This is a genomic window from Jannaschia seosinensis, from assembly GCF_001408515.1.
In the GTDB taxonomy this organism is placed as follows: domain Bacteria; phylum Pseudomonadota; class Alphaproteobacteria; order Rhodobacterales; family Rhodobacteraceae; genus Jannaschia; species Jannaschia seosinensis.
In genome coordinates this window covers 1-22,155 of record NZ_CYPR01000014.1, presented here as the reverse complement: position 1 = coordinate 22,155, position 22,155 = coordinate 1, and the positions used below count along the sequence as shown (strand labels likewise).

Genomic DNA, 22,155 nt, shown 5'->3' with positions numbered 1-22,155 from the left:
GTGAACATATGGTGAACCCATGGCTCGGATGACAATTCAGGACAAGCTCGCGCTCCTCTCGGATGCCGCCAAATACGATGCGTCCTGCGCGTCGTCAGGCACATCCAAGCGGGATTCGCGCGACGGCAAGGGGCTCGGGTCGACCACGGGGTCGGGCATCTGCCACGCCTATGCGCCGGATGGGCGGTGCATCTCGCTCCTCAAGATCCTGATGACGAATTACTGCATCTACGACTGCGCCTATTGCGTGAACCGGGTGTCGTCGAACGTGCCCCGCGCGCGGTTCACCGTCGACGAAGTCGTCTGGCTGACCACCGAGTTCTACCGGCGCAATTACATCGAGGGATTGTTCCTGTCGTCAGGCATCCTGAAATCGTCCGATTACACGATGGAGCAGATGGTCCTGATTGCCGAAACGCTGCGTGCGCAGGGATTTCGCGGCTACATCCACCTCAAGACGATCCCCGATGCCTCGGCGGAACTCATCGAGCGGGCGGGCCTCGCCGCCGATCGCCTCTCGATCAACATCGAGTTGCCCACCGACGCGAGTGTGAAGGCCTACGCTCCCGAAAAGGACCCGGTGCAAATCCGCGGCGCCATGGGCAAGGTTCGCCTGACGGGTGAGGATTACGCCGAGACCTCCTACAAGGGCCGAAAGCGGGGCAAATTCGCCCCCGCCGGGCAATCGACGCAGATGATTGTCGGCGCCGACGATGCCAATGACGCGACCGTCCTCGGCAACGCATCGAAACTTTATGGGGCCTACGGGCTCAAACGCGTCTATTACTCCGCTTTCTCGCCCATTCCCGACGCTTCCGCCGTTCTGCCTCTGGTCGATCCGCCCCTGATGCGGGAGCATCGGCTTTATCAGGCGGATTGGTTGCTGCGGTACTACGATTTCGGCCTCGACGAGATCGTCACGCGCAACGGTGACGGAATGCTCGATCTCGATGTCGACCCCAAAATGGCTTGGGCTCTGGCCAATCGCGACCGCTTTCCGGTCGACGTGAACCGGGCCGAAAAGGCGATGTTGCTGCGCGTGCCGGGCTTTGGCACGAAGATCGTGGACCGCATCCTCGCGGCGCGGCGCAATGGTGCTGTTGGGCTTGAGGACATCCGCCGCATGGGCGGCCGGGTGAAGGCGGCCCGGCCCTTCATCGTGACGAAGGATCATCGGCCGGGCCACCTGCTCGACGCCGACGGCCTGCGGGCCCGTTTCGTCAAGCCGAAGCAGATGGAGCTGTTCTGAGATGTTCGCCCCGCGCCTGCCGCGGATCGGCACGTTCGAGGCATGGCGCGACACTGCGCGGCGGCTGACCCTGGCCAATGTGCCCGTGCACGAGGTCGATTGGGGCATTGCCGGCGAAGACGAAGCGCTCTTCGACGCGCCCCTGCCCGAAGCGCGGGGAGAGATCAAAGTCCCCGCCCAGTTTGCCCCGCTCGCGCGCAACCTGATCCCCGTCCGCTCCGGCGAAGGAATGGCACTGGGTTACGCCCTACTGACACGGCTGCAAAAGGAGCGTGGCCTTCTGTCGCGTGAAGCAGACCCGAACGTTGCCCGCGCGCGGGAACTGGCCAAGGCCATTCGCCGCGACATCCACAAGATGCACGCCTTCGTCCGTTTCCGCGAGGTCGACGGCCCCACGGGCCGCCGCGCCTTCGCCGCCTGGTTCGAGCCCGACCACCGCATCGAGGAGGAGGTGGCGGAATTTTTCGCCAATCGTTTCGGCGACATGGATTGGCGGATCGAGACACCCGAAGTGACGATCACCCATGCCGGCGGCGCCCTGCGTCTCGAGGCCAGAGGCGGCGTCCGGCCCGCGGCAGGCGATCCGCTGGAGGAGCTCTGGACCACCTATTACAGCAACATCTTCAACCCCGCACGGCTCAAGCCGGACGCGATGCGGGCCGAGATGCCGCGCAAATACTGGCGGAACCTTCCCGAGACCCGCGCGATTCCCTCTCTGATCGCCGATGCACGCGCGCGTGTCACACGGATGCAGGAGGCCGGGCCGTCCATGCCCGCCCCCGCCACCCTCAGACGGAAGGAACATGCCATGCCACGAGCCTCAGACGAAGAGCCGGGCCTGCCGCTCGACGACGCCGCGCCCACCCTTCCGCAGCTTGCCCGCGACGCCTCCGCCTGCACCCGTTGCCCGCTTTACGAACCCGCGACGCAGGTCGTGTTCGGCGAGGGGCCGGCCAATGCGCCCCTGATGGTGGTGGGCGAACAGCCAGGCGACCGGGAGGACATTTCCGGTCGGCCCTTCGTCGGCCCCGCCGGGCAGCTTTTCAACGAAGTCGCCGCGCAGGCCGGTCTCGACCGCGAGCAGGCCTACGTCACCAATGCCGTGAAGCATTTCAAATACGTTCAGCGTGGCAAGCGGCGCATTCACCAGAAGCCCGCCGCATCGGAAATATCGGCCTGCCGCTGGTGGCTGGAGCAGGAACTGTCCTCGGTGAACCCGGACCTCGTGCTAGCCATGGGAGCGACCGCGCTGCACGCGCTGACGGGCAATGGCGCAGGCATCCTCAAGCGGCGCAGCGCGTTGGAGCAGACGCGCGACGGGCGCGATCTGTTCGTGACGGTCCACCCGAGCTACCTGCTGCGTCTGCCCGACGAAGACCTGCGCGAATCCGAGACCGCGCGGTTCCGCGACGACCTGTCCCGCGTGCAGGAATTACTTGAGGAACGCGCCGCATAGGGAGCGTTTTTGCTCGAGATCGCTTGACGCCCCTGCCCATCCCGGCGACGCTCCAATTGCGGATCGTACAGGGAACCTGCCCCCCTGCCGACAGGTTGATACAAGCGGGCAGTATCTGGGATATTTTGGCAATGTATGTCAATTTGCCCGTCAGGAGGGGAACATGCTCTACTATCAGATGACGGGCTTTATGGGCATCGAAAACGATGAGACCACGGACAATTGCGATGGTCTTGTCCTGCCGCCGCATGACGAGGTGGCCCTGCTGCTGGATTTCGACGGAACATTGGTCGAGATCGCCGAGCGGCCCGATGCCATCGAGGTGACGGATGCCTGCCGCGATGTCCTGCACCGCGCCTATGAGAAGCTGGACGGGCGCGTCGCTCTCGTCTCGGGCCGCACGATCGCCGACCTCGAAAAATTCCTGCCCGATTTCGAAGGGCCGCTGATCGGCACCCACGGTGCGGAGTTCCGGCGTGCGAAGGGTGCGGAGGTCGAGCGGATCGAGTTCGACCACGACATGGTCGCCCACCTGACCCGCCTCGTCGACGATTTCGCGGTCCTGCGCCCGGAATTTCTGGTGGAGCACAAACCTTCCGGCGTCGTCCTGCATTACCGTCAGGCCGAGGTTTACGGCGCGCTCGCCCTCAACTTCATGGACAGTCTCGCGCATGCGGCCGACGGCTTCCGCCTGCAATCTGCCCTCATGGCTTACGAGATCAAGCCCGAGACGGTCGGCAAGGACATCGCGCTGGAACGGCTGCTTTCCGAACCGCCCTTCGCTGGAAAGACGCCCGTCTATGCGGGCGACGATCTGACTGACGAGCCTGCGCTGGATCTCGCGCAGAAGCGCGGCGGCACCGCGATCAAGATCGGCTTGGCGGAGACGCGGGCGGATCACCGCCTGCCTGGACCAAAGGCCCTGATCGAACGCCTGACTGCGTGGCTCGGCTGACAGAATGAGACAAGCGGAAGCGGACGCAGAAGCGCAAGAGAAGCCCGGACGCCTGATCGTCATCTCGAACAGGATCCCCACCGACGAGGTGCCGGCGGGCGGCCTCGTCTACGCAATCCACGAGGCGTTGAACGATATCGGCGGTTTATGGATCGGTGCGGGCACCCCCAGCGACGAGGCGCAGGAGGGGCTGACCGAAGTCAAATCGGAGGCCTACGACAAGGCGACGTTCTCGCTGTCCCGGACGGAATACGATCGCTACTATCTCGGGTACTCGAATTCGGTCCTGTGGCCGCTCTTTCACCACCGGGCGGATCTTCTCTCTGTCTATGAGCGTGATTTCGAAGCCTATCGGGAGGTGAACCGACGCGTTGCCCGCGCCGTCGCGGAAATCGCCCGTCCAGATGACATGATCTGGATCCAAGATTATCATTTCTTGATGCTTGCCCGGGAGATGCGGGATCTCGGCCTCAAGAACCGGATTGGCCTGTTCCTGCACATTCCCTTTCCCAACGCCTCCGATATCCTCGCGCTGCCGCAGGGGCCGCAGATTGCGAACTGGCTGGCGGCGCATGACCTTGTCGGGCTGCAGACGCAGCGCGATGTCGCCGCCGCGCGCGAGACGTTGCGGCGCGATCCGGATTGCGAGGCCATGGGCAATGGTAACTGGCTGTTCCGGGGGCGGGAATTCGCGGTTCTGAGCTTTCCAATCGGGATCGATGCCGAGGAATTCGCCCGCAAGGCCGCAGAGTCGCCGGTTCCGGAGCTTCAGCTCTCTCCCGATGCGCCGCTTCTGCTTGGCGTCGATCGTCTGGATTACTCGAAGGGGCTCGTTCATCGGTTCCGCGGCTTCGGCGCCTACCTTGAACAGCGCTCCCAGCACGGGACGCGCCCGACATTCCTGCAGATCGCGCCCGTCAGCCGCGAAGATGTCAGCGCCTATCAGGACATCCGGGAGGAACTGGAGCGCGCCGCCGGCTCGATCAACGGGGCTTACGCGGATCTCGACTGGACGCCGATCCGCTATGTCCGCCGCCATGTCGCGCGCGAGCGGCTTGCCGCGCTGTTCCGCCGGGCGAATGTCGCACTGGTCACGCCGCTGGCGGATGGCATGAACCTCGTCGCCAAGGAATTCGTCGCCGCTCAGAATCCGGATGATCCCGGCGTTCTGATCCTGTCGCATTTCGCCGGCGCAGCGGAGCAGATGCAGGCCGCCCTGATGGTCAATCCGTTCGACCACGGCAACTTTGCCCATGCCATCGACCGAGCGTTGCATATGTCTCTGGCCGAACGGCAGGACCGGCATGCGAGCTTGCGCGAAAATGTGTTCAAGCAGGACATCGCGTGGTGGACGCGGACCTATCTGAACCGTCTGTCCCGCGTTCCGGCCTATCAGGAAGACCGGCCGCGGGACTGACGGGCGTCACGGATGGCTCTGCGGCTTCTGTCAGGTGAACAGGAGCCCGAGCATCACGACGCTCATCCCCAACATGGCAAGGTTTTCGGTCAGCGACACGAAACCCAGCGGCACGTTCGAATTGCCGCCGACGCAGGCGCATTTAAGTTCGCGCTTGTCGATGTAGACCGCCTTGAACACGCTGATCGCCCCGATCGTCGAGATGAACAGCGCGGCCGGCGCAGCGAGCCAAGTCAGCGCCATCGCCGTCATCAACAATCCCGCGCCCGTTTCGACAAACGCATAGACGTATCCGTAAGGCACCCAGCGCTGCGCGAGCAGATCGTAGTTCAGGAACATGGTCGAGAAGGCCTCGAGATCGCGCAGCTTCTGCAGGCCCAGCAGCACCATGTTGATCGAGATGAACCACCCCAGAACCTGCCACGAGATGAACGGCACACCCGCGAACCACGCGAAGGCGAGTGCGAGGCCGAGGCCGGTTCCAAAGATCGCGATCACCGGCTTGTAGGACGTGCCGTCATCGTCCGGATCCTTCTGGCCGAAATGGATCTGAAGATCCTCGTAGCCGCCGATCCGCGACCCCTCGATCCATGTCTGGGGCGTGGTCTTCACCCCATGCTCGGCTTTCAACGCATCGACCTCGTCGCGACTGGTCAGCCAGCGATCGTCGACATCGTAACCCTGCCGCTCCAGCAGCCACTTCGACTTGCGGCCATAGGGGCAGAGGTGTTTTTCCATAACCATCCGGTAGAGGATGGCCGTCTTTCCACCCGCCTCTTGAGCGGGATCGGTTCTGGTATCCTTGGGCATGAGATGCCTCCTGTCGTTCGGCGATTGACACCCGGTGCGTCCGCGTCGCTTTGGAGCGGATTCCTACGTCTCGCGTATTTCGATATGGCACGTCGACCCGGAAGTGGCCGCCGCCGCGATGTGCGGCAATCCCGGAGCGGGAAGAAGGGCCCAAACCGCATCATACCTCGTATCGCCGGAACGAGAACACACGACCCGACGCTTGGGTCCCGAATTGGGTGACGGAGGGGGAGGTTACAAGTCCCGCCGCCCCCCAACCCGGAGGGACATGAGGCGTTGAGGGAGCACCCCATGCGTGAATGTGCCGGCCTTTCTTCCCGAGGCTCGGGAAGTGGCAGCATCACGGCGGCGCCTGAAGGTGCGGCGCGGCCTCAGACGGCGAGGCTGTGCCGTTCCGGCGGCGCGGCGTAGGCGTCCAGGTCGCGCGCCACGAGTCGGGCGAGCGCGGGGAGAGCGATCTCTATCTCTCCTGCCGACCCCTGCCGGATCGCCTCCGGCCACCGAAGGGCGAGATCGTCGGTCAACACACGGACCTGCGCCTCCGGCACGCCGGCCCGGTGCGCGATATCGGCCGGATCGATGCGGAAATCGCATAGCAGCCGCTCGATCATCGTGCCGCGCAGCCGGTCGTCATCGTCGAACGCATGGCCACGGATGGTCGCGAGTCGCCCGTCACGGGCCGTCGCCTTCCACGTTGAGGTGGCCGGATCATTCTGGGCATAGCCCTGCGGGAAGCGCGATATCGCCGACGCACCGAGCCCGATCAGAACGTCCGTATCGTCATCGACATAGCCTTGGAAGTTGCGCCGCAGCTTTCCCGCAGCCTGCGCGCGGGCGAGTGGATCCTCGGGCCGCGCGAAATGGTCGATCCCGATGGCGGTCAGACCGGCGTCCCGAAGCCGCGACGTGGCGCTCTCGGCGAGGGCGAAGCGGGCGCGGGCATCCGGAAGAGCGTCGGCCGGGATCATCACCTGCCGCCGCGCCATCCAGGGCACGTGGGCATAGCCGAAGAGCGCGATCCGGTCAGGACCGAGCGACAGCGCCTGATCGATGGTCCTTTCGATCGTCGAGATCGTCTGGAACGGCAGGCCGTAGAGCAGGTCGAGATTCAAACCAGTCACGTCGCGCGCACGCAGCCCCTCCACCGCGATCCGGGTCTGCTCATAGCTCTGCTCGCGTCCGATCGCGGCCTGCACGCCGGGAGCAAAATCCTGGATTCCGATGCTGGCGCGCGTCAGACCGAGCTGGACCAGCGCGTCGAGCCGGTCGTCGTCGATCATCGTGGGATCGATCTCCACCGCGACCTCGGCATCGGGCGCGAAGGTAAATTCATCGGTCAGCGCCGCGCCGAGTTCGCGCAGCATGTCCGCAGACAGGATCGTCGGCGTTCCCCCGCCGAGATGCAACCTGCGGACGCTGACTTGCGGCATGTGGGCAGCCACCGTCGCAATCTCGGTTTTGAGCGCATCGAGATAGGGCTGCAGGGGCGCGTCGGTCCGCGTGCCTTGTGTGCGGCAGGCGCAGAACCAACATAGTCGACGACAGAACGGAATGTGGACGTAAAGCGAAACGCCGCCGCCTTCGGGAATTGCGCCGAGCCAATCTGCATGGGTCGCAGGCCCGACCGACGGCACGAAATGCGGCGCGGCCGGATAGCTCGTGTAGCGCGGCGCCCGCGCGTCGAAGAGCCCGTGGCGGGCAAGAATGTCGATGCGTTCCATGGTTTCCAGCGTCGCATGTCGCCAAGGAGCCGGCCTTGATACAGGTCAAGATTTATACAATAGGTGGACGATGACGGCTTTCTCACCGAACCTCATGGCGCGGCCGGATTGCGCCGCATGCCCGATCCGCCACCGGGCGGTCTGCGCACGCTGCGAGGCCGACGAGTTGGCGCAGCTCGAGAAGATCAAGATCTACCGCTCTTGGAAGGCCGGCGAGACAATCCTGTTCGACGGCGATCCGATGGATTTCGTCGGCTCCGTCGTGACGGGCTGCGCAATGTTGACGCGCAGGCTTGAGGACGGAAGGTCGCAGATGGTCGGTCTGCTGATGCCCTCGGATTTTCTTGGCAGGCCGGGCCGCAGTACTGCGCCTTACGAGGTGTCGGCGGCCACGGATCTGACCCTGTGCATGTTCCGCCGCGCCCCGTTCGAGAAATTGCTCGTCGAGGTGCCGCATATCCGCGACCGGCTGCTGGAGATGTCACTTGATGAACTCGACGCGGCGCGTGAGTGGATGGTGCTTCTGGGCCGCAAGACGGCGCGGGAAAAGGTCGCAACGCTGCTGCTTCTGGTGCTGCGGCGATCCTCGCTGCCGATCTCGGGGGTTGCGCGTGCGGACCTGCCGATCACGCGCGAGGCGATGGCGTCCTATCTGGGTCTGACCATCGAGACGGTCAGCCGGCAGATGTCCCGCCTGCGCGCCGACGGCGTGATCACGCTGGAGGGGCTGCGCAAGGTGAGCGCACCGGACCTTGAGGCTCTGGCCCTCGCGGCGGGCGAAGACAGCGACGGTGCAACGATCGCCTGATCCGCTCCTTGACCTGAATCAAGGCGCGGCCTGTGCCGCCCTGCCATCCCCCTTGCGAACAAGACCGGCAAGGGACGGCAGATGTCCGATTATTTCAAACTCATCGCCTTCGCGCTGATCGCCCTGCTCGCGGCGATTGCGGCGGATTGGGCGCGCGACGCCGCCTATATGTTTCATGCGGCCCTCATCATGGTGCTCGCAGGCGGAGCGTTCCTGTGGACGCTGCGCGGGATGGAAGGGCCGGCGGCGCCCGATGCCCCGATGCAGGCGGCCGAAGGCTACATGGACGGCCCGATCCGCTACGGCGTGATCGCCACGGCGTTCTGGGGCGTCGCGGGATTCCTCGTGGGAACCTACATCGCCTTTCAGCTCGCCTTTCCGGTGCTCAACATCGAATGGGCGCAACCCTTCGCCAATTTCGGACGTCTGCGGCCGCTGCATACGTCGGCGGTCATCTTCGCCTTCGGGGGCAACGCTCTGATCGCCACGTCCTTCTATGTCGTGCAGCGGACCTGCGGCGCGCGGCTCTGGGGCGGCAAGGCTGCGTGGTTCGTGTTCTGGGGCTACAACCTGTTCATCGTGCTGGCCGCGACGGGCTACCTGCTGGGCGCGACGCAGTCGAAGGAATACGCCGAGCCGGAATGGTACATCGACATCTGGCTGACCATCGTCTGGGTCGTCTACCTCGCCGTGTTCATGGGAACGATCCTGAACCGCAAGGAACGGCACATCTACGTCGCCAACTGGTTCTTCCTCGCCTTCATCGTGACCGTGGCGATGCTGCATGTGGTCAATAATCTGGCGGTTCCGGTTTCGATCCTCGGCTCCAAGTCGGTGCAGGTCTTCGCGGGCGTGCAGGATGCGATGGTCCAGTGGTGGTACGGCCACAACGCCGTGGGCTTCTTCCTGACCGCCGGATTCCTGGGGATGATGTACTACTTCGTCCCCAAGCAGGCGAACCGCCCGATCTATTCCTACAAGCTCAGCATCATCCACTTCTGGGCCCTGATCTTCCTGTATATCTGGGCGGGACCGCACCACCTGCACTATACCGCCCTGCCCGACTGGGCGGCGACGCTGGGGATGGTGTTCTCGATCATTCTCTGGATGCCGTCCTGGGGTGGCATGATCAACGGCCTGATGACCCTGCAAGGGGCGTGGGACAAGATCCGCACCGATCCGATCATCCGGATGTTTGTGGCGTCGCTGGCCTTCTACGGCATGTCGACCTTCGAGGGCCCGATGATGTCGATCCGGGCGGTGAACTCGCTGTCGCACTACACCGACTGGACCATCGGACACGTCCATTCCGGCGCGCTCGGATGGAACGGGCTGATCACCTTCGGCGCGCTCTACTTCCTGACGCCGAAGCTGTGGAACCGGCGCGAGATGTACTCGGTCCCCGCGATCAACCTGCACTTCTGGCTCGCGACGGTGGGGATCGTCCTCTACGCGGCGTCGATGTGGGTGTCGGGCATCATGGAGGGCCTGATGTGGCGCGAGGTGGATGAGAACGGCTTCCTCGTCAACGCCTTCGCCGACACGGTCGATGCCAAGTTCCCGATGTACGTGGTGCGCGGACTGGGCGGCGTGCTCTTCCTCGCCGGGTCGCTCGTGATGGTCTGGAACATGTGGATGACCATCCGTGCCCCCCGCAAAGCCGCCGAAATGACCGCCGCCACCCCTGCGGAGTGAAAGAAATGACCAAGGACCCACAGGACCCGAACTACGATCCGGCCGACGACCCAAAGGTTTCGACGGGGAAGGACATGCCCGACGACCTGCCCAACGAGTTGCCGCCGGAAACAAAGACGATCACCTTCCACCAGCGGTTGGAGCGCAACGCGACGCTCCTGCTGATCGCGAGCTTTCTCGTGGTGTCGGTGGGGGGCATCGTCGAGATCGCGCCGCTCTTCTGGCTCGAGAACACGATCGAGGAGGTGGAGGGGATGCGGCCCTATTCGCCGCTGGAGCTGGCGGGGCGGGAGATCTACGTCCGCGAAGGGTGCTATGTCTGCCACAGCCAGATGATCCGCCCGATGCGCGACGAGGTCGAGCGTTATGGCCACTACTCGCTGGCGGCGGAGTCCATGTACGACCACCCCTTCCAGTGGGGCTCGAAACGGACCGGCCCGGACCTTGCACGCGTGGGCGGGCGTTACTCGGACGAATGGCATGTCGATCACTTCCGCGACCCGCAGAGCGTCGTGCCCGAAAGCGTCATGCCGAAATACGCCTTCCTCGCCGAGGCCCGCATCGACGGCACGTATGTGACCGAGCTAATGGAAGCCCATCAGATGGTCGGCGTGCCCTATACCGACGAGATGATCGCCGAGGCGCGCGCCGATTTCGTGGTCCAGACCGACCCGATGGGCGATTACGACGGCCTGCTGGAGCGTTATCCCGGTGCACAGGTCCGCAACTTCGATGGGCAGCCTCAACTTACCGAGATGGATGCGCTGATCGCGTATCTGCAAATGCTCGGAACTCTCGTCGACTTCTCGACCTTCACCCCCGACGCGAGCCGCTGAGGAGAGCGATATGGAGACGTACACCTTCCTGCGCCATCTCGCCGACAGCTGGGTCCTGCTGATCCTGACGCTGATCTTTCTGGGGGTGATCTTCTGGGCCTTCCGCCCGGGATCGCGACGGGTACACGACGATGCGGCCGAGGTGCCGTTCCGCCACGACGAAAAGAAACCCGACGCGGCGCGCCCGACTGACGGCACCGATACCCGCGATGGCAAGTCCGGCGCGGCGACCGACAAGGAAAGGGAAAAGGCCGATGGCTGATAAAAAGCGCATCGATGCCGAAACGGGCACCGAAACCACGGGCCACAACTGGGACGGCATCGAGGAGTTGAACACGCCCCTGCCGCGCTGGTGGCTCTGGACCTTCTACGCCACCTGCGTCTGGGGCGTGATCTATGTGATCCTGTACCCGGCCTGGCCGCTCGTATCGGGCGCGACCCCCGGCATCTTCGGGTATTCCACCCGTGGCGAGGTCGCGGCCGAGATTGACCGCGTGGCCCTTTCGAATGCCGAACTGACCCAGAGCCTCGAGCGTATCGACCTCGCCGTGCTGGAGGAGAACGAGGTGCTGCACCGGTTTGCCGTCGCCGCCGGGGCATCGGTCTTCCGCAACAACTGCTCGCAATGCCACGGCGCGGGTGCGGCGGGCGTGCAGGCGGCGGGCTACCCGAACCTGCTCGACGACGACTGGCTCTGGGGCGGACAGATCGAGGAGATCGCCCTCACCGTGCGCCACGGGATTCGCAACGAGGCCGACCCGGACGCGCATTGGTCGCAGATGCCGGCTTTCGACGACATGCTCGATGATGCGGAGATCACCGCGCTGGTGAACCAGGTGCGGTGGATGGGAGGCCTTGAGGCGGAGCCGGATCCGGCGGGCGCGGCCCTGTTCGCGGATAATTGCGCCGCCTGCCACGGCGACAACGGCATCGGAAACCGCGAGATCGGCGCCCCCAACCTGACGGATGCGATCTGGCTCTATGGCGGAACGCCCGAGGAGGTGGAGCACACGATCCGCTACTCGCGTTTCGGCGTGATGCCGCCTTGGGGCGAGCGTCTGGACGAGGCCGAAATCCGCGCCGTTTCTGCCTATGTCCACGGGCTCGGCGGCGGTGAGCGGCCGGTGGCCGATCCCGCGGACGCCGCGCCGGTCGAGGTGCCGGAGGCGACGTATCCCGCGAGTGCCGAGGAAACCCCGAAGGAGGCGGGTGAGCCGCCCGTCCGCCCCGTTCCCACGGAGTGATCCGGGGGACCTGACCGGGCGGGAGGAAACCGGTCCCTCCGCCGCGCCCCCACGGCCGGGCGCGGCGGTTGATCCACGTCAATGCGACGACCACCGCGTTTGTGCGAGAACGCGGCAAATACCTCCCCGGCAGGCTGTCATTCCATGACCGACACCCCCCTTTTCGCCCCACGCGAACCGATCTTTCCCAAGCGGGTGGGCGGGTTTTTCCGCCGTCTGAAATGGTGGATCATGGGAATCACGCTGGGAATCTACTATCTGACCCCCTGGATACGCTGGGACCGGGGCCCGAACCTGCCCGATCAGGCGGTTCTGGTCGATCTGGCGAACCGGCGGTTCTACTTTTTCTGGATCGAGATCTGGCCGCACGAATTCTATTTCGTCGCGGGCCTGCTGATCATGGCGGGTCTAGGCCTGTTTCTGTTCACCTCCGCACTCGGCCGCGTCTGGTGCGGCTATACCTGTCCGCAGACGGTCTGGACCGACCTCTTCTTGCTCGTGGAACGCCGGATCGAAGGCGACCGAAACGCGCGCATCCGGTTGTGGAAGGCGCCGTGGGACGCGCGAAAATGGCGGCTGCGTGTGACGAAATGGGCGGCCTGGCTGCTGATCTCGGTCGCCACGGGCGGGGCATGGGTGTTCTACTTCGCCGACGCGCCGACGCTGGCGCGGCAACTCGCGGCCTTCGAGGCGCCGATGGTCGCCTATGCCACCATCGGGATTCTGACGGCCACGACCTTCGTGCTGGGCGGCTTCCTGCGCGAGCAGGTCTGCATCTACATGTGCCCTTGGCCGCGCATCCAGGGTGCCATGATGGATCCCGGTACCCTGACCGTCGGCTACCGTGACTGGCGGGGCGAACCGCGCGGGAGGGGGAGCGCCAAGCGCAAGGCCGTGGCCGAGGAGACGGGCGCACAGGATGCACGCGTCCGCTACGGCGCGGGAGTCGACAAGGACGTCGCCGCGCCGCGTCAGTCGCGCACCGGCGAGACCCTCGGGGATTGCATCGACTGCATGGCCTGCGTGAACGTGTGCCCGATGGGCATCGACATCCGCGAGGGCCAGCAGATGGAGTGCATCACCTGCGCGCTCTGCATCGACGCCTGTGACGACGTCATGGCGAAACTGGGCCGGCCGCGCGGGCTGATCGACTACCTCGCTCTGGACGACAACCCGCCCGTGCTGCCGGGCGAACACGCGCCGGTCCGCCCGATGGGCACGGACGCCACGCAAGGTGCCGAGACGGGTGTGCCCGCCCCCACGGCCGCCGCGCGCCCGGATGTGGACGACGCCACCACCAATGGGGCCATCGGCGTCGAAGGCCGGACCGCGACCGCGCCTCTGGCCGCCGCGAGGCCGTTCATCACCGAGCACGGCGAGGAGTGGCGGCCGAAGCCGATCTGGAAGCACGTCTTCCGGCCGCGCACGATCCTCTACACGATCGCATGGGCAGCGATCGGCATCGCCCTTGTCGTCGCGCTTTTCGTGCGGCCGGAAATCGACCTGACGGTGTCTCCGGTCCGCAATCCGACCTTCGTGACGCTCTCGGACGGCTCGATCCGCAACGCCTACGACGTGCGGCTGCGCAACAAGCACGGCGAGGCGCGGGAGTTTGAGCTGTCGTTGACCGCGCCCGGTGCCCTGCGCGTCGACCTTGAGGGAGAGGGCGACCAGAGTGTGATCGTCCCGCCCGACAACACCTGGCTTCAGCGCGTCTATGTGACCGCCCCTCCCGAAGATCCGGCGGCCCAGACGGAGCGTACGCCGTTCCGTATCTGGGTGGAGGACACGGTTTCCGGTGAGCGGGCCTGGCGCGATACCATCTTCAACGGACGGGAGAGCTTCGATGAGCGGACTGGAAATGCGGGCTGATCGCACCCTGAAGGGAGGCCACGTGCTGGCGATGTTCGTCGGCGGCTTCGGCGTGATCATCACGGTGAACCTGATCCTCGCGGTGAACGCCGTCCGGACCTTTCCCGGGCTGGAGACCGAAAGTTCCTACGTCGCGTCGCAGAGCTTCAATGTGGATCGCGCCGCGCAGGACGCGCTGGGCTGGGACGTGGCGCTGCGACATACGGACGGCCGCTTGGAACTTGCCGTGACGGGGGCGGATGACCGTCCCGTCCGCCCCGAAATCGTCGCGGCAACGCTCGGCCGCGCCACGCATGTCGCCGCCGATTCCGAGCCGGCATTCGCCTGGACCGGAACGGCCTTCGCCGCGCCGGCCACGCTCGCACCCGGGAACTGGAACCTGCGCATCGAGCTCCTGGCCGATGACGGCACAACCTTCCGCCGGCGTATTCCCCTGAGGGTCGCGCAGTGACGGCGCTCGCCGCCTGTCCGGCCTGCGCCGTAGCGCCGGAAGCCGCGGGCGTGCGCGACGCGGCGGGAGAGGTCGTGCACCTGTCCCTGCCGGGCATCCACTGCGCGGGCTGTATCGCGGGAGTGGAGGGCGTTCTGACGCGCTTGCCGGGCGTACGGGCCGCACGGGTCAATCTGGGCCGCCGCCGGGTGCGTGTGGTGACCGCACCGGGCCTCGGCGCGGCTCCGGCCTGTGCCGCGCTGCAGGCGGCCGGGTTTGAGGCGCATGAACTTGACGAAACCACCATCGCCGCAGGGACAGATGAGACGGGGCGCACGCTTCTGGCGCGCGTGGCCGTGGCGGGCTTTGCGATGATGAACGTCATGGCGCTGTCGGTTGCCGTCTGGTCGGGCGCGTCCGCCGCGACCGAGGCGCTGTTCCACTGGGTGTCCGCCGCGATCGCGCTGCCTGCGCTGGCCTTTGCCGCCGTGCCGTTCTTCGCCTCGGCCTGGGCCGCGCTGCGGGCCGGGCGGGTGAACATGGATACGCCGATTGCGATCGCCATCGTGCTGGCCTCCGCCGCCTCGCTGCACGAGACGATGTTCGGCGCGGGTGCGGATGTCTGGTTCGAAGCCGCGCTGTCGCTGACCTTCTTCCTGCTTGCGGGGCGGTATCTCGACCACCGCGCCCGCGCCGCCGCGCGATCCGCCGCGGCGGAGTTGACCGCGCTGGAAATCCCGCGGGCGACAATTCTCGACGGTGACGAACGGCGCACGATCGCGGTAGGCGACATCCGGCCGGGCGACCGTTTGGCGCTTTCGTCGGGCGCCCGCATCCCCGTGGACGGCACCGCAGAGGGCGCAGCCATGATCGACCGCTCGGCCCTGACCGGCGAGGCAGAACCGGTCGCTCTCGAGCCGGGTGCGGCGGTTTGCGCCGGCGAAACGGTAATCGGTGCCCCCCTCGTCGTCCGGGCGACCGCCCGCGCCGAGGACAGCACCCTGCGCCGCATCGCCGCCCTGATCGAGGTGGCGGAGACCGGGCGGCACCGTTACGCGGGCATCGCCGAGAGGGTCGCACGCCTCTACGCGCCATTGGTCCACGGCTTGGCCGCACTCGCCTTCGCGGGGTGGTTCGCGGCGACCGGAAACCTGCACCTGGCGATCGGCATCGCGATTGCCGTTCTCATCATCACCTGCCCTTGTGCGCTTGGCCTCGCCGTGCCCGCAGTGACGGCGAGCGTGACGGGACGGCTGTTCCGCGAGGGCGTGCTGCTCAAGTCCGGCTCGGCGCTGGAGCGGTTCGCGGAGGTCGATTGCGTCCTCCTCGACAAGACCGGCACGCTGACGGAGGGGGTTGCGGCGCTGCCCGATCTGGATGCGCAGACGGCCGGGATCGCGCGCGCGCTCGCGCTGGCCTCCGATCACCCAGTTGCGCGCGGGGTCGCGGGCGCGCTGGCGGGAGATGCATCGGCGGATGTCGCCGACATCCGGGAAGTGCCCGGAGAGGGCATCCACGGGCGGTGGAGAGGCTTGGCGGTCTTCCTCGGTCGGGGAGAGGAGGGAACCGTCCTGCACGTGGCGGAGCGTGTGATCGCCCTGCCTCTGTCGGAAAGGCTGCGCCCCGGTGCGGCCGGAATGGTCGCGGACCTAGTCCGCGACGGCTATGACGTGCACATGGTGACGGGCGACAATATCCACCGCGCCACGCGCCTCGCAGATGAGTTGGGAATTGCGCACGTGCATTCAGGACTTCGCCCCGAGGGCAAGGCGGAGCTGGTTGCGCGGATGACAGCCGAGGGGCGGCGGATCCTGATGGTGGGCGACGGGATCAACGACGCGGCCGCCCTGAGCCAGGCCCACGTCTCGATGGCTCCGGCCTCCGCGCTCGACGTGGCGCGCGTCGCGTCGGACGCGGTGATCCTTGCCTCCGACCTGCGGGCCGTTCCCCGCACGCTGGCGGCCTCGCGGCGGGCGTTGCGACGCATTCGCCAGAACCTCTGGGTGGCGGGCGGATACAACGCCGTGGCGATCCCCGTGGCGCTGGCGGGGTTGGCGTCGCCGCTGGTCGCGGCACTGGCCATGTCGTCCTCGTCGGTGAGCGTCGTGCTGAATGCGGTGCGGCGATGAACGTCCTCGTGGTGCTCATCCCGGTATCGGTTCTACTCGGGTTCGTGGGGCTGGTCGCCTGCATCTGGACCCTGCGCGCCGATCAATACGAGGATCTCGAGGGCGACGCCGTCCGCATCCTTTTGACCGATGACGACGCGCCACCGGACGATTCCCGCGACACTGAAGAACCCGAGACCACCAGCAAGAACGAAGGATGACGTCATGGCCCCGAATTATCTGACCCGATCCCGACTGGCGTGGATAAGTCTCGCCATGGTCGTGGGAGGCCTTGTGCTGACATTCGTCGCGACCACCACGGGATTGCCGATCTGGACGGTGCCGGTGGGCTACTTCGTGGCGCTGATCGGTTCCGCCCTGCTGTTCGTCGGCTGGATCCGATGGCGCCGGACGCATCGCAAGCCGCCGGCCTAAGCCGTCGGTTTCGCGTGGCCCCACATCGCGTTTCGCCTCGTCGTCAGGCCCGGCGCAAGGCGAGCGTCCCAATTCCCGCCCCCACGAGAAGGGCCAGCCCGACGAGTGCGAGCGGATCGGGAAACGTGCCAAAGACGGTCCAGCCGAGCAACGTCGCCGAAACCAGTTGGAAATAGACGAAGGGCGCCAGCACCGTCGCCCCCGTCCGCCGATAGGCGAGAATCAGGAGCAGGTTGCCGAGTGCCGACGCCCCGCCCGACAGTAGCAGAAGTCCCGTGATCGGACCGTCGAAGGCCGGCACGTCCATCAGCCCCATCGGCGCCAGCAGCACCATTCCCAGAACCACCTGCGTCAGCATCAACTGCCGTGGCGGCGCGATATCCGACAGCCAGCGCGACGTCGTCAGGAACGCGCCGTAGAAGACGCCGGCGAGTAATGCGAACCCGAGACCCGGCGTCATGCCGAAGCCCGGTCGCACCACCAGAAGCACGCCGCAGAAACCCAACGCCAGCAGGACGGATTGCCCACGGCTCACACGCTCCCCGAGAAACCTGATGGAGAGGACGTAGCTCACCAGCGGGCCCACGAAGAAGGCCCCGAACACGGTCGCGATATCCTCCGTGCGCAGGGCGGTCATGATCGATGCAATACCCGCCGCGATTAACGCCGCCCGCAGCCACACCCGCCAGTCGCGAAACAGCGGCCAAAGGACGCGGCCGCCCAGGATCAGCACAACCAGAACCGCCCCCACGGCAAACCGGCTAAAGGCGACGAAGAAGGGTGTCAGCCCATGCGTCCCGGTCAGCAGCTTTCCCGCCGTGTCCCCGAGCGGGATCAGCGACATGGCGGCGAACATCAGCGTCACGGACCCGAGCATTTCGCGTGTCATGGCGGATCGGTAACACCGCCCGCAGCCGTGGCCCAGAGAGATGCGCGGGCTTCACATCCTGGAAACGAGGCTTCATCTAGGATCGGGGGTAGGGAGGCACGTTGATGAAGCGAAGACTGTTCCTGGCCGGAGCGGCGGGCGTGGCAGCTCTGCCCGCCTGTGCCAATGCGCCGCAAACCTCGGCGCGGCCGGTCCTGAAACCAGGCGACGCGATGTCCCGTGGCGCGGCAGCAGCCGACGGGATAATCGCCAGGGCCGGACTTGGCGGGCGGGTCGGCTTTGCCGTCGCCGACGTGGAAACGGGGCAGATCCTCGAAGCCCACAATCCCCTCCTCCCCCTTCCGCCCGCGTCCGTGGCCAAGGCGGTGACGGCGCTTTACGCGTTGGAGACGCTGGGCGCGGGGTTCCGGTTCGTCACGCGGCTCGTCGCCACGGGGCCGATCGTGAACGGACGGCTCGACGGCGATCTCGTGCTTGTCGGCGGCGGAGACCCGGCGCTCGATACGGATGGGCTTCATGACCTCGCGGGTCAGGCGAAGGCCGCTGGCCTGCGGGAGGTGAAAGGCCGCCTTCTGGTGGACGCCCTTGCCCTGCCGGTGATCGAGCGGATCGACAGGACGCAGCCCGACCATGTTGGCTATAACCCTGCCATCGGCGCCTTGAACCTCAACTTCAACCGCGTCCACTTCGGGTGGCAGCGGTCGGGCAGCGGCTACCAGACCACGATGCAGGCCCGGACCGAGCGGTTCCGCCCCGGCGTGTCGAGCGCCCGGATCCGCGTCGCCGACCGGTCCCTGCCGGTCTATACCTACGAACGCGAGGGCGACGTCGACAGCTGGACCGTCGCGCGAGGGCAACTGGGAAATGCCGGATCCCGGTGGCTCCCGGTACGCCGCCCGGACCTTTATGCCGGCGACGTCCTGCATACCATGCTGCGTTCCAACGGGATCACGGTCACGCCCGCGCGGCCGGGGACGGGACGTGGCACGACGATCGCCACGTCGCAGAGCGCGCCGCTCGACCGGATTGTGGCGTCGATGTTGCGTTACTCGACGAACCTCGTGGCTGAGGTGATCGGGCTGACAGCGACGACGAAGCGGTTCGGCCGCCCAAGCTCCCTCGGTGCGTCCGCGGACGCGATGTCGCGCTGGATCGCAGATCAGACGCGCGCGCGCAGGCCGGATTTCGATGATCATTCGGGGCTCAACGGCTCCACGAGGATCAGCGCGGCCGACATGGTCGGATTGCTGACCACGCCCGGCGCGATGCCACGCCTGCGCCCCTTGCTTCGGGACATGACGCTCGAAGGGCCGCCGGCGCAGGTCATTCAGGCAAAGACAGGCACGCTGAACTTCGTGTCGGGTCTGGCGGGGTATTTCGACGCACCCTCCGGCCGCACGCTGGCCTTCGCAACCTTCACCGCCGACACCGAGCGCCGCAACGCGCTTGGCGTGGCGGAGCGCGAACGCCCGCGCGGCGGCCGGGCTTGGGCGCAGCGGTCGCGATCGCTCCAGTTCGACCTGATCGAGCGGTGGTCGATGGTCCACACGTGACCCGACCCGCCATCGTTCTTGTTCAGCCGGAGATCGCGGGGAATACGGGCTCCGTCGGGCGAACCTGCGTCGCGCTTGACCTCGATCTGTGCCTCGTCCGGCCCTACGGCTTCGAGATCACTGACCGGAACGTGCGGCGTGCGGGGCTGGATTACTGGAAGCACGTCCGGCTTCATGAATACGACGATTGGGCAGATTTCCTGACGCGCCGGGCACCCCGGCCCGAGGCGCTTTTCCCGTTCGAGGAATACGGAAGCCAGAGCGCCTATGACGTCGCATTTCCCCCCGATTTCCATCTCGTCTTCGGGCGCGAAACCGTGGGCTTGGGTCCAGAGGTCCTCGAGGGTCGGAGTGGCGGAATCGTGCGGCTGCCGATGCGCTCTCCGCATATCCGGTCGCTCAACCTCGCCAATGCGGCGACCGCCGCGGCCTATCTCGCGCTTCGCGGTGCCTTGTGAGGGACGCTCGGGATGCTAAGGTCCGCGGCATGGATCGGAACGCTCTTCAGGAGGAAGTCGCCGGCCTGCGCCGCGAGGTTGCGCGGCTGAACCGGCATCGCTGGCTGCAGGTCCACAATTCGATGCCCAAGCTGATCCTGTTCCAACTCTATCGCGGGCTCGCCTTCGGTCTGGGCACGGTTCTCGGCGCGACTGTGGTGCTGTCGGTGCTCATCTGGTCTCTGAGCCAGATCAACTTCATCCCGATCATCGGAGACTGGGCCACGCAGGTGATCCGGATCATCCAGCCGAATTTCGAAGATCTCGAATGAGCGGCCTGCCCGTCGAGAACGGTCAGGATTACCCGCGCCCTCCGGCGCTGGAGCCCGTTCTGCAGCGGGTGCAAATCTTCCTTGGCGGGACAGAGATCGTGTCGACGACCAATGCGTTGCGTGTGTCGGAGACGCATCACGCGCCGACATACTACATCCCGCGCGGCACGGATCGACCCCGCACCGGGGACGAGCCTTTGCGTATGGAAGGGCGCGGCGCGCTTTTGGACCCTGTCGGCCGGGGGCGTCGTGGCCAAGCGCTGCGCCTGGAGCTATCCGAAACCGACCCACGAGTTCGAGGCGTTGCGGGATCATCTGGCCATCTATGCGCATGCAATGGACGAATGTCGCGTCGGCGGAGAAATCGTGGTGCCGCAGCCGGGCGATTTCTACGGAGGCTGGACCACGCCGAACCTGCGCGGCACGGTCAAGGGCGGGTCCGGAACCCAGGGCTGGTAGCTGGGATCAGAAGGTCAGGCTCCACCCGGCGACGATCTCCACGCGCTCTTCCCCGGAGAGGTGAACCACACCGAGCCGCAGGTCGCCGGCCCGACCGGCCGAGACCTGCAAGGTCGGACCGGCTTGCCAGTCGGATGTTTCCTCATGCTCGACAAAAGCGCCAAACTCGATCGCGACACGCGAATGCGGCTTGATACCGGCAACGGCGCCAAGATTGCTGCGCGTTTCCGCCTCGGCGGCGAAAGCCATGCGCATGTCGAGGGTGAACCAGCCATCGCCGATGCGACTGCCGAACCCCCGCCCGATGCTTGCGCCGATACCGAGGCGATTGATCTGACCGCCGTTGTCGAGGTAGTCGCGCCCAACCCCCGCCTCGACCGAAGCCAGCCAGGGTTCCACCCAGGCCGGGGCCGCATCGGGGATGGGAATCGGTGCGCGGATGAAAGCGCGGGCGCGCCCATCGACGGGATGTTCCGACAGACCGGTATAGTACAGTTCGGGCAGGCCCACGATATGCCCCCCCAGATCAAGGCCGAAGGTCAGATCCCGCTCCAGCCCATATTCGACGTAAAGCCCGCTCCAACCGTCGTCGGCACCCTGATGGCCGGTATAGACGTAGATTTGCCCCGTCTCGCGCGGCCACGGCCCCGCCCCGGCGGTCGTCGCAAGTAGAGACAGGAGAATGATCAGGAGACGACGCATCGCAGAAGTGATGCGTAACCATGGTTAAGGGGCGATTAACGGGCGGGGGCGCGATGGCATCTAATACCAACGGCATCATCCGCTGACCTTCGCCCAATCTCGGGAGGTTACCGAGGCGACCCGCTCCGGGATTGCGATGAGCGCGTTCCACGCCTCGCAGCAGGCGCCGACGATGGCGTCGTAGCTCTCGAAGACGCGGTTCGCGAGGTGGTTCTGGCGGAGAAATTGCCAGATGTTTTCGACCGGGTTCAGCTCGGGGCTGTAGGGCGGAAGCGTCAGTAGGGTGATGTTCGCCGGCACGACGAGCTCCCTGGAGCTGTGCCAGCCGGCGCCGTCAACGACGAGGATGGCGTGCGCGCCGGGCGAAACGTGCCGGGCGATCTCGGCGAGGTGGTCGCTCATCGCACCTGTGTTGGCGTAGGGCATGACGAGCGCGGCGCCGGTCGCGCGGGCCGGGCAGACGGCTTCTTTGGTTGCCGCCCGTGATGCAAGTAGCTTTTGACCCTTTTGACGTGTGATCGAGTGCGAACTTCTTTAAGGCCTCGATGTGCGGCACTTCCAGAAGCCGCGGGCCGATATGGTGATCTGCGGAGCGGGGCCAAATCTCCAAAACGAGCTCTTGGCTCTGAGCCAACTACTGGTTTCCCCATTCCAGATCTGTTCGATCGTTGCGCCCATTCAGGTCGTCGGCTTCTCACACTCCCCTTGGCACCGACGCTGGGTGACTAAGACATGAAGCTCATGCCG

Annotated in this window: 21 protein-coding genes and 2 pseudogenes; 18 read left to right on the top strand and 5 right to left on the bottom strand. The window is 66.0% G+C overall.

Going from position 1 to position 22,155, the window contains the following annotated elements; translation table 11 throughout:
* Nucleotides 1–19 precede the first annotated feature (19 nt).
* The 4 genes from JSE7799_RS01175 (at nt 20) to JSE7799_RS01160 (ending at nt 5,077) form a co-directional block, all read left to right on the top strand.
* Complete coding sequence (locus tag JSE7799_RS01175; RefSeq protein WP_055661959.1) at nt 20–1,249, top strand: putative DNA modification/repair radical SAM protein; 1,230 nt, start codon at nt 20–22, stop codon at nt 1,247–1,249.
* Between the two features lies 1 nt (nt 1,250).
* A complete protein-coding gene (locus JSE7799_RS01170; protein ID WP_055661958.1) occupies nt 1,251–2,705 on the top strand; it encodes a UdgX family uracil-DNA binding protein in 1,455 nt (484 codons plus the stop codon).
* Between the two features lie 163 nt (nt 2,706–2,868).
* Nucleotides 2,869–3,660, top strand: coding sequence for a trehalose-phosphatase (gene otsB, locus JSE7799_RS01165; protein ID WP_083480131.1), 792 nt, complete (start codon nt 2,869–2,871; stop codon nt 3,658–3,660).
* Between the two features lie 4 nt (nt 3,661–3,664).
* On the top strand, nt 3,665–5,077 hold the full coding sequence (locus tag JSE7799_RS01160; RefSeq protein ID WP_055661957.1) for an alpha,alpha-trehalose-phosphate synthase (UDP-forming): 1,413 nt from the start codon (nt 3,665–3,667) through the stop codon (nt 5,075–5,077).
* A 30-nt stretch (nt 5,078–5,107) separates the two neighbouring features.
* Here JSE7799_RS01160 and JSE7799_RS01155 read toward each other — a convergent pair whose 3' ends face one another.
* Together JSE7799_RS01155 and hemN are read right to left on the bottom strand one after the other, a co-directional pair.
* Nucleotides 5,108–5,887, bottom strand: coding sequence for a MauE/DoxX family redox-associated membrane protein (locus JSE7799_RS01155; protein ID WP_055661956.1), 780 nt, complete (start codon nt 5,885–5,887; stop codon nt 5,108–5,110).
* 371 nt (nt 5,888–6,258) lie between these two features.
* Entirely contained in the window at nt 6,259–7,608 is a 1,350-nt protein-coding gene (hemN, locus tag JSE7799_RS01150; protein ID WP_055661955.1) for an oxygen-independent coproporphyrinogen III oxidase, read from the bottom strand.
* 70 nt (nt 7,609–7,678) lie between these two features.
* Between hemN and fnrL the strand changes: the two genes are divergently transcribed.
* From fnrL to JSE7799_RS01100, 10 genes are all read left to right on the top strand, one after another.
* Nucleotides 7,679–8,416 (top strand): transcriptional regulator FnrL, encoded by a 738-nt coding sequence (gene fnrL, locus JSE7799_RS01145; protein ID WP_055661954.1) that lies wholly within the window; start codon nt 7,679–7,681, stop codon nt 8,414–8,416.
* Between the two features lie 81 nt (nt 8,417–8,497).
* Complete coding sequence (gene ccoN, locus JSE7799_RS01140) at nt 8,498–10,111, top strand: cytochrome-c oxidase, cbb3-type subunit I (RefSeq protein WP_055661953.1); 1,614 nt, start codon at nt 8,498–8,500, stop codon at nt 10,109–10,111.
* A 5-nt stretch (nt 10,112–10,116) separates the two neighbouring features.
* Nucleotides 10,117–10,947 carry a cytochrome-c oxidase, cbb3-type subunit II gene (gene ccoO / locus JSE7799_RS01135; protein WP_083480130.1) on the top strand — a complete coding sequence of 277 codons (831 nt, stop codon included), beginning with the start codon at nt 10,117–10,119 and terminating at the stop codon, nt 10,945–10,947.
* Nucleotides 10,948–10,957: 10 nt separating this feature from the next.
* Nucleotides 10,958–11,209: a CcoQ/FixQ family Cbb3-type cytochrome c oxidase assembly chaperone gene (locus tag JSE7799_RS01130; protein WP_055661952.1), complete on the top strand. Its 252-nt coding sequence runs from the start codon at nt 10,958–10,960 to the stop codon at nt 11,207–11,209.
* Nucleotides 11,202–12,191 carry a cytochrome-c oxidase, cbb3-type subunit III gene (gene ccoP, locus JSE7799_RS01125; RefSeq protein ID WP_083480129.1) on the top strand — a complete coding sequence of 330 codons (990 nt, stop codon included), beginning with the start codon at nt 11,202–11,204 and terminating at the stop codon, nt 12,189–12,191. Before JSE7799_RS01130 ends, ccoP begins: the two co-directional genes overlap by 8 nt.
* A 144-nt stretch (nt 12,192–12,335) precedes the next feature.
* The gene (gene ccoG / locus JSE7799_RS21490) at nt 12,336–14,063 is read left to right on the top strand and encodes a cytochrome c oxidase accessory protein CcoG (RefSeq protein WP_055661951.1); all 1,728 of its coding nucleotides are present in this window, start codon (nt 12,336–12,338) and stop codon (nt 14,061–14,063) included.
* Nucleotides 14,038–14,514 (top strand): FixH family protein, encoded by a 477-nt coding sequence (locus JSE7799_RS01115; protein ID WP_083480128.1) that lies wholly within the window; start codon nt 14,038–14,040, stop codon nt 14,512–14,514. Before ccoG ends, JSE7799_RS01115 begins: the two co-directional genes overlap by 26 nt.
* Nucleotides 14,511–16,622 carry a heavy metal translocating P-type ATPase gene (locus JSE7799_RS01110; RefSeq protein WP_055661949.1) on the top strand — a complete coding sequence of 704 codons (2,112 nt, stop codon included), beginning with the start codon at nt 14,511–14,513 and terminating at the stop codon, nt 16,620–16,622. The genes JSE7799_RS01115 and JSE7799_RS01110 overlap by 4 nt, the downstream gene beginning before the upstream one ends.
* A complete protein-coding gene (ccoS, locus tag JSE7799_RS01105) occupies nt 16,619–16,822 on the top strand; it encodes a cbb3-type cytochrome oxidase assembly protein CcoS (RefSeq protein ID WP_055661948.1) in 204 nt (67 codons plus the stop codon). The genes JSE7799_RS01110 and ccoS overlap by 4 nt, the downstream gene beginning before the upstream one ends.
* Before the next feature lie 4 nt (nt 16,823–16,826).
* Nucleotides 16,827–17,036 (top strand): DUF202 domain-containing protein, encoded by a 210-nt coding sequence (locus tag JSE7799_RS01100; RefSeq protein WP_055661947.1) that lies wholly within the window; start codon nt 16,827–16,829, stop codon nt 17,034–17,036.
* 43 nt (nt 17,037–17,079) lie between these two features.
* Here the strand turns inward: JSE7799_RS01100 and JSE7799_RS01095 are convergent, their stop codons facing one another.
* The gene (locus JSE7799_RS01095) at nt 17,080–17,925 is read right to left on the bottom strand and encodes a DMT family transporter (protein WP_245624742.1); all 846 of its coding nucleotides are present in this window, start codon (nt 17,923–17,925) and stop codon (nt 17,080–17,082) included.
* A gap of 104 nt (nt 17,926–18,029) precedes the next feature.
* Here JSE7799_RS01095 and dacB point away from each other — a divergent pair, with 104 nt between their 5' ends.
* The 4 genes and pseudogenes from dacB (at nt 18,030) to JSE7799_RS01075 (ending at nt 20,706) form a co-directional block, all read left to right on the top strand.
* Nucleotides 18,030–19,478, top strand: a complete 1,449-nt coding sequence (gene dacB, locus JSE7799_RS01090) for a D-alanyl-D-alanine carboxypeptidase/D-alanyl-D-alanine endopeptidase (RefSeq protein ID WP_055661946.1) — start codon at nt 18,030–18,032, stop codon at nt 19,476–19,478.
* Nucleotides 19,475–19,936, top strand: a complete 462-nt coding sequence (locus JSE7799_RS01085) for a tRNA (cytidine(34)-2'-O)-methyltransferase (RefSeq protein WP_055661945.1) — start codon at nt 19,475–19,477, stop codon at nt 19,934–19,936. Before dacB ends, JSE7799_RS01085 begins: the two co-directional genes overlap by 4 nt.
* Before the next feature lie 29 nt (nt 19,937–19,965).
* Entirely contained in the window at nt 19,966–20,247 is a 282-nt protein-coding gene (locus JSE7799_RS01080) for a DUF5665 domain-containing protein (RefSeq protein WP_055661944.1), read from the top strand.
* Nucleotides 20,244–20,706 (top strand): annotated as a pseudogene (locus JSE7799_RS01075) (DUF427 domain-containing protein). The gene JSE7799_RS01080 and the pseudogene JSE7799_RS01075 overlap by 4 nt, the downstream one beginning before the upstream one ends.
* A gap of 6 nt (nt 20,707–20,712) precedes the next feature.
* Here JSE7799_RS01075 and JSE7799_RS01070 read toward each other — a convergent pair.
* Complete coding sequence (locus JSE7799_RS01070) at nt 20,713–21,408, bottom strand: hypothetical protein (protein WP_055661943.1); 696 nt, start codon at nt 21,406–21,408, stop codon at nt 20,713–20,715.
* 75 nt (nt 21,409–21,483) lie between these two features.
* Nucleotides 21,484–21,873 (bottom strand): annotated as a pseudogene (locus JSE7799_RS01065) (transposase); the annotation flags it as partial.
* Nucleotides 21,874–22,155 lie beyond the last annotated feature (282 nt).

Excerpts from the sequence above, each read along its gene's own strand:
- JSE7799_RS01175 (WP_055661959.1), top strand. The coding sequence starts at position 20 with ATGGCTCGGATGACAATTCAGGACAAGCTCGCGCTCCTCTCGGATGCC.
- JSE7799_RS01170 (WP_055661958.1), top strand. The coding sequence starts at position 1,251 with ATGTTCGCCCCGCGCCTGCCGCGGATCGGCACGTTCGAGGCATGGCGC.
- otsB (WP_083480131.1), top strand. The coding sequence starts at position 2,869 with ATGCTCTACTATCAGATGACGGGCTTTATGGGCATCGAAAACGATGAG.
- JSE7799_RS01160 (WP_055661957.1), top strand. The coding sequence starts at position 3,665 with ATGAGACAAGCGGAAGCGGACGCAGAAGCGCAAGAGAAGCCCGGACGC.
- JSE7799_RS01155 (WP_055661956.1), bottom strand. The coding sequence starts at position 5,887 with ATGCCCAAGGATACCAGAACCGATCCCGCTCAAGAGGCGGGTGGAAAG.
- hemN (WP_055661955.1), bottom strand. The coding sequence starts at position 7,608 with ATGGAACGCATCGACATTCTTGCCCGCCACGGGCTCTTCGACGCGCGG.
- fnrL (WP_055661954.1), top strand. The coding sequence starts at position 7,679 with ATGACGGCTTTCTCACCGAACCTCATGGCGCGGCCGGATTGCGCCGCA.
- ccoN (WP_055661953.1), top strand. The coding sequence starts at position 8,498 with ATGTCCGATTATTTCAAACTCATCGCCTTCGCGCTGATCGCCCTGCTC.
- ccoO (WP_083480130.1), top strand. The coding sequence starts at position 10,117 with ATGACCAAGGACCCACAGGACCCGAACTACGATCCGGCCGACGACCCA.
- JSE7799_RS01130 (WP_055661952.1), top strand. The coding sequence starts at position 10,958 with ATGGAGACGTACACCTTCCTGCGCCATCTCGCCGACAGCTGGGTCCTG.
- ccoP (WP_083480129.1), top strand. The coding sequence starts at position 11,202 with ATGGCTGATAAAAAGCGCATCGATGCCGAAACGGGCACCGAAACCACG.
- ccoG (WP_055661951.1), top strand. The coding sequence starts at position 12,336 with ATGACCGACACCCCCCTTTTCGCCCCACGCGAACCGATCTTTCCCAAG.
- JSE7799_RS01115 (WP_083480128.1), top strand. The coding sequence starts at position 14,038 with ATGAGCGGACTGGAAATGCGGGCTGATCGCACCCTGAAGGGAGGCCAC.
- ccoS (WP_055661948.1), top strand. The coding sequence starts at position 16,619 with ATGAACGTCCTCGTGGTGCTCATCCCGGTATCGGTTCTACTCGGGTTC.
- JSE7799_RS01100 (WP_055661947.1), top strand. The coding sequence starts at position 16,827 with ATGGCCCCGAATTATCTGACCCGATCCCGACTGGCGTGGATAAGTCTC.
- JSE7799_RS01095 (WP_245624742.1), bottom strand. The coding sequence starts at position 17,925 with ATGACACGCGAAATGCTCGGGTCCGTGACGCTGATGTTCGCCGCCATG.
- dacB (WP_055661946.1), top strand. The coding sequence starts at position 18,030 with ATGAAGCGAAGACTGTTCCTGGCCGGAGCGGCGGGCGTGGCAGCTCTG.
- JSE7799_RS01080 (WP_055661944.1), top strand. The coding sequence starts at position 19,966 with ATGGATCGGAACGCTCTTCAGGAGGAAGTCGCCGGCCTGCGCCGCGAG.
- JSE7799_RS01070 (WP_055661943.1), bottom strand. The coding sequence starts at position 21,408 with ATGCGTCGTCTCCTGATCATTCTCCTGTCTCTACTTGCGACGACCGCC.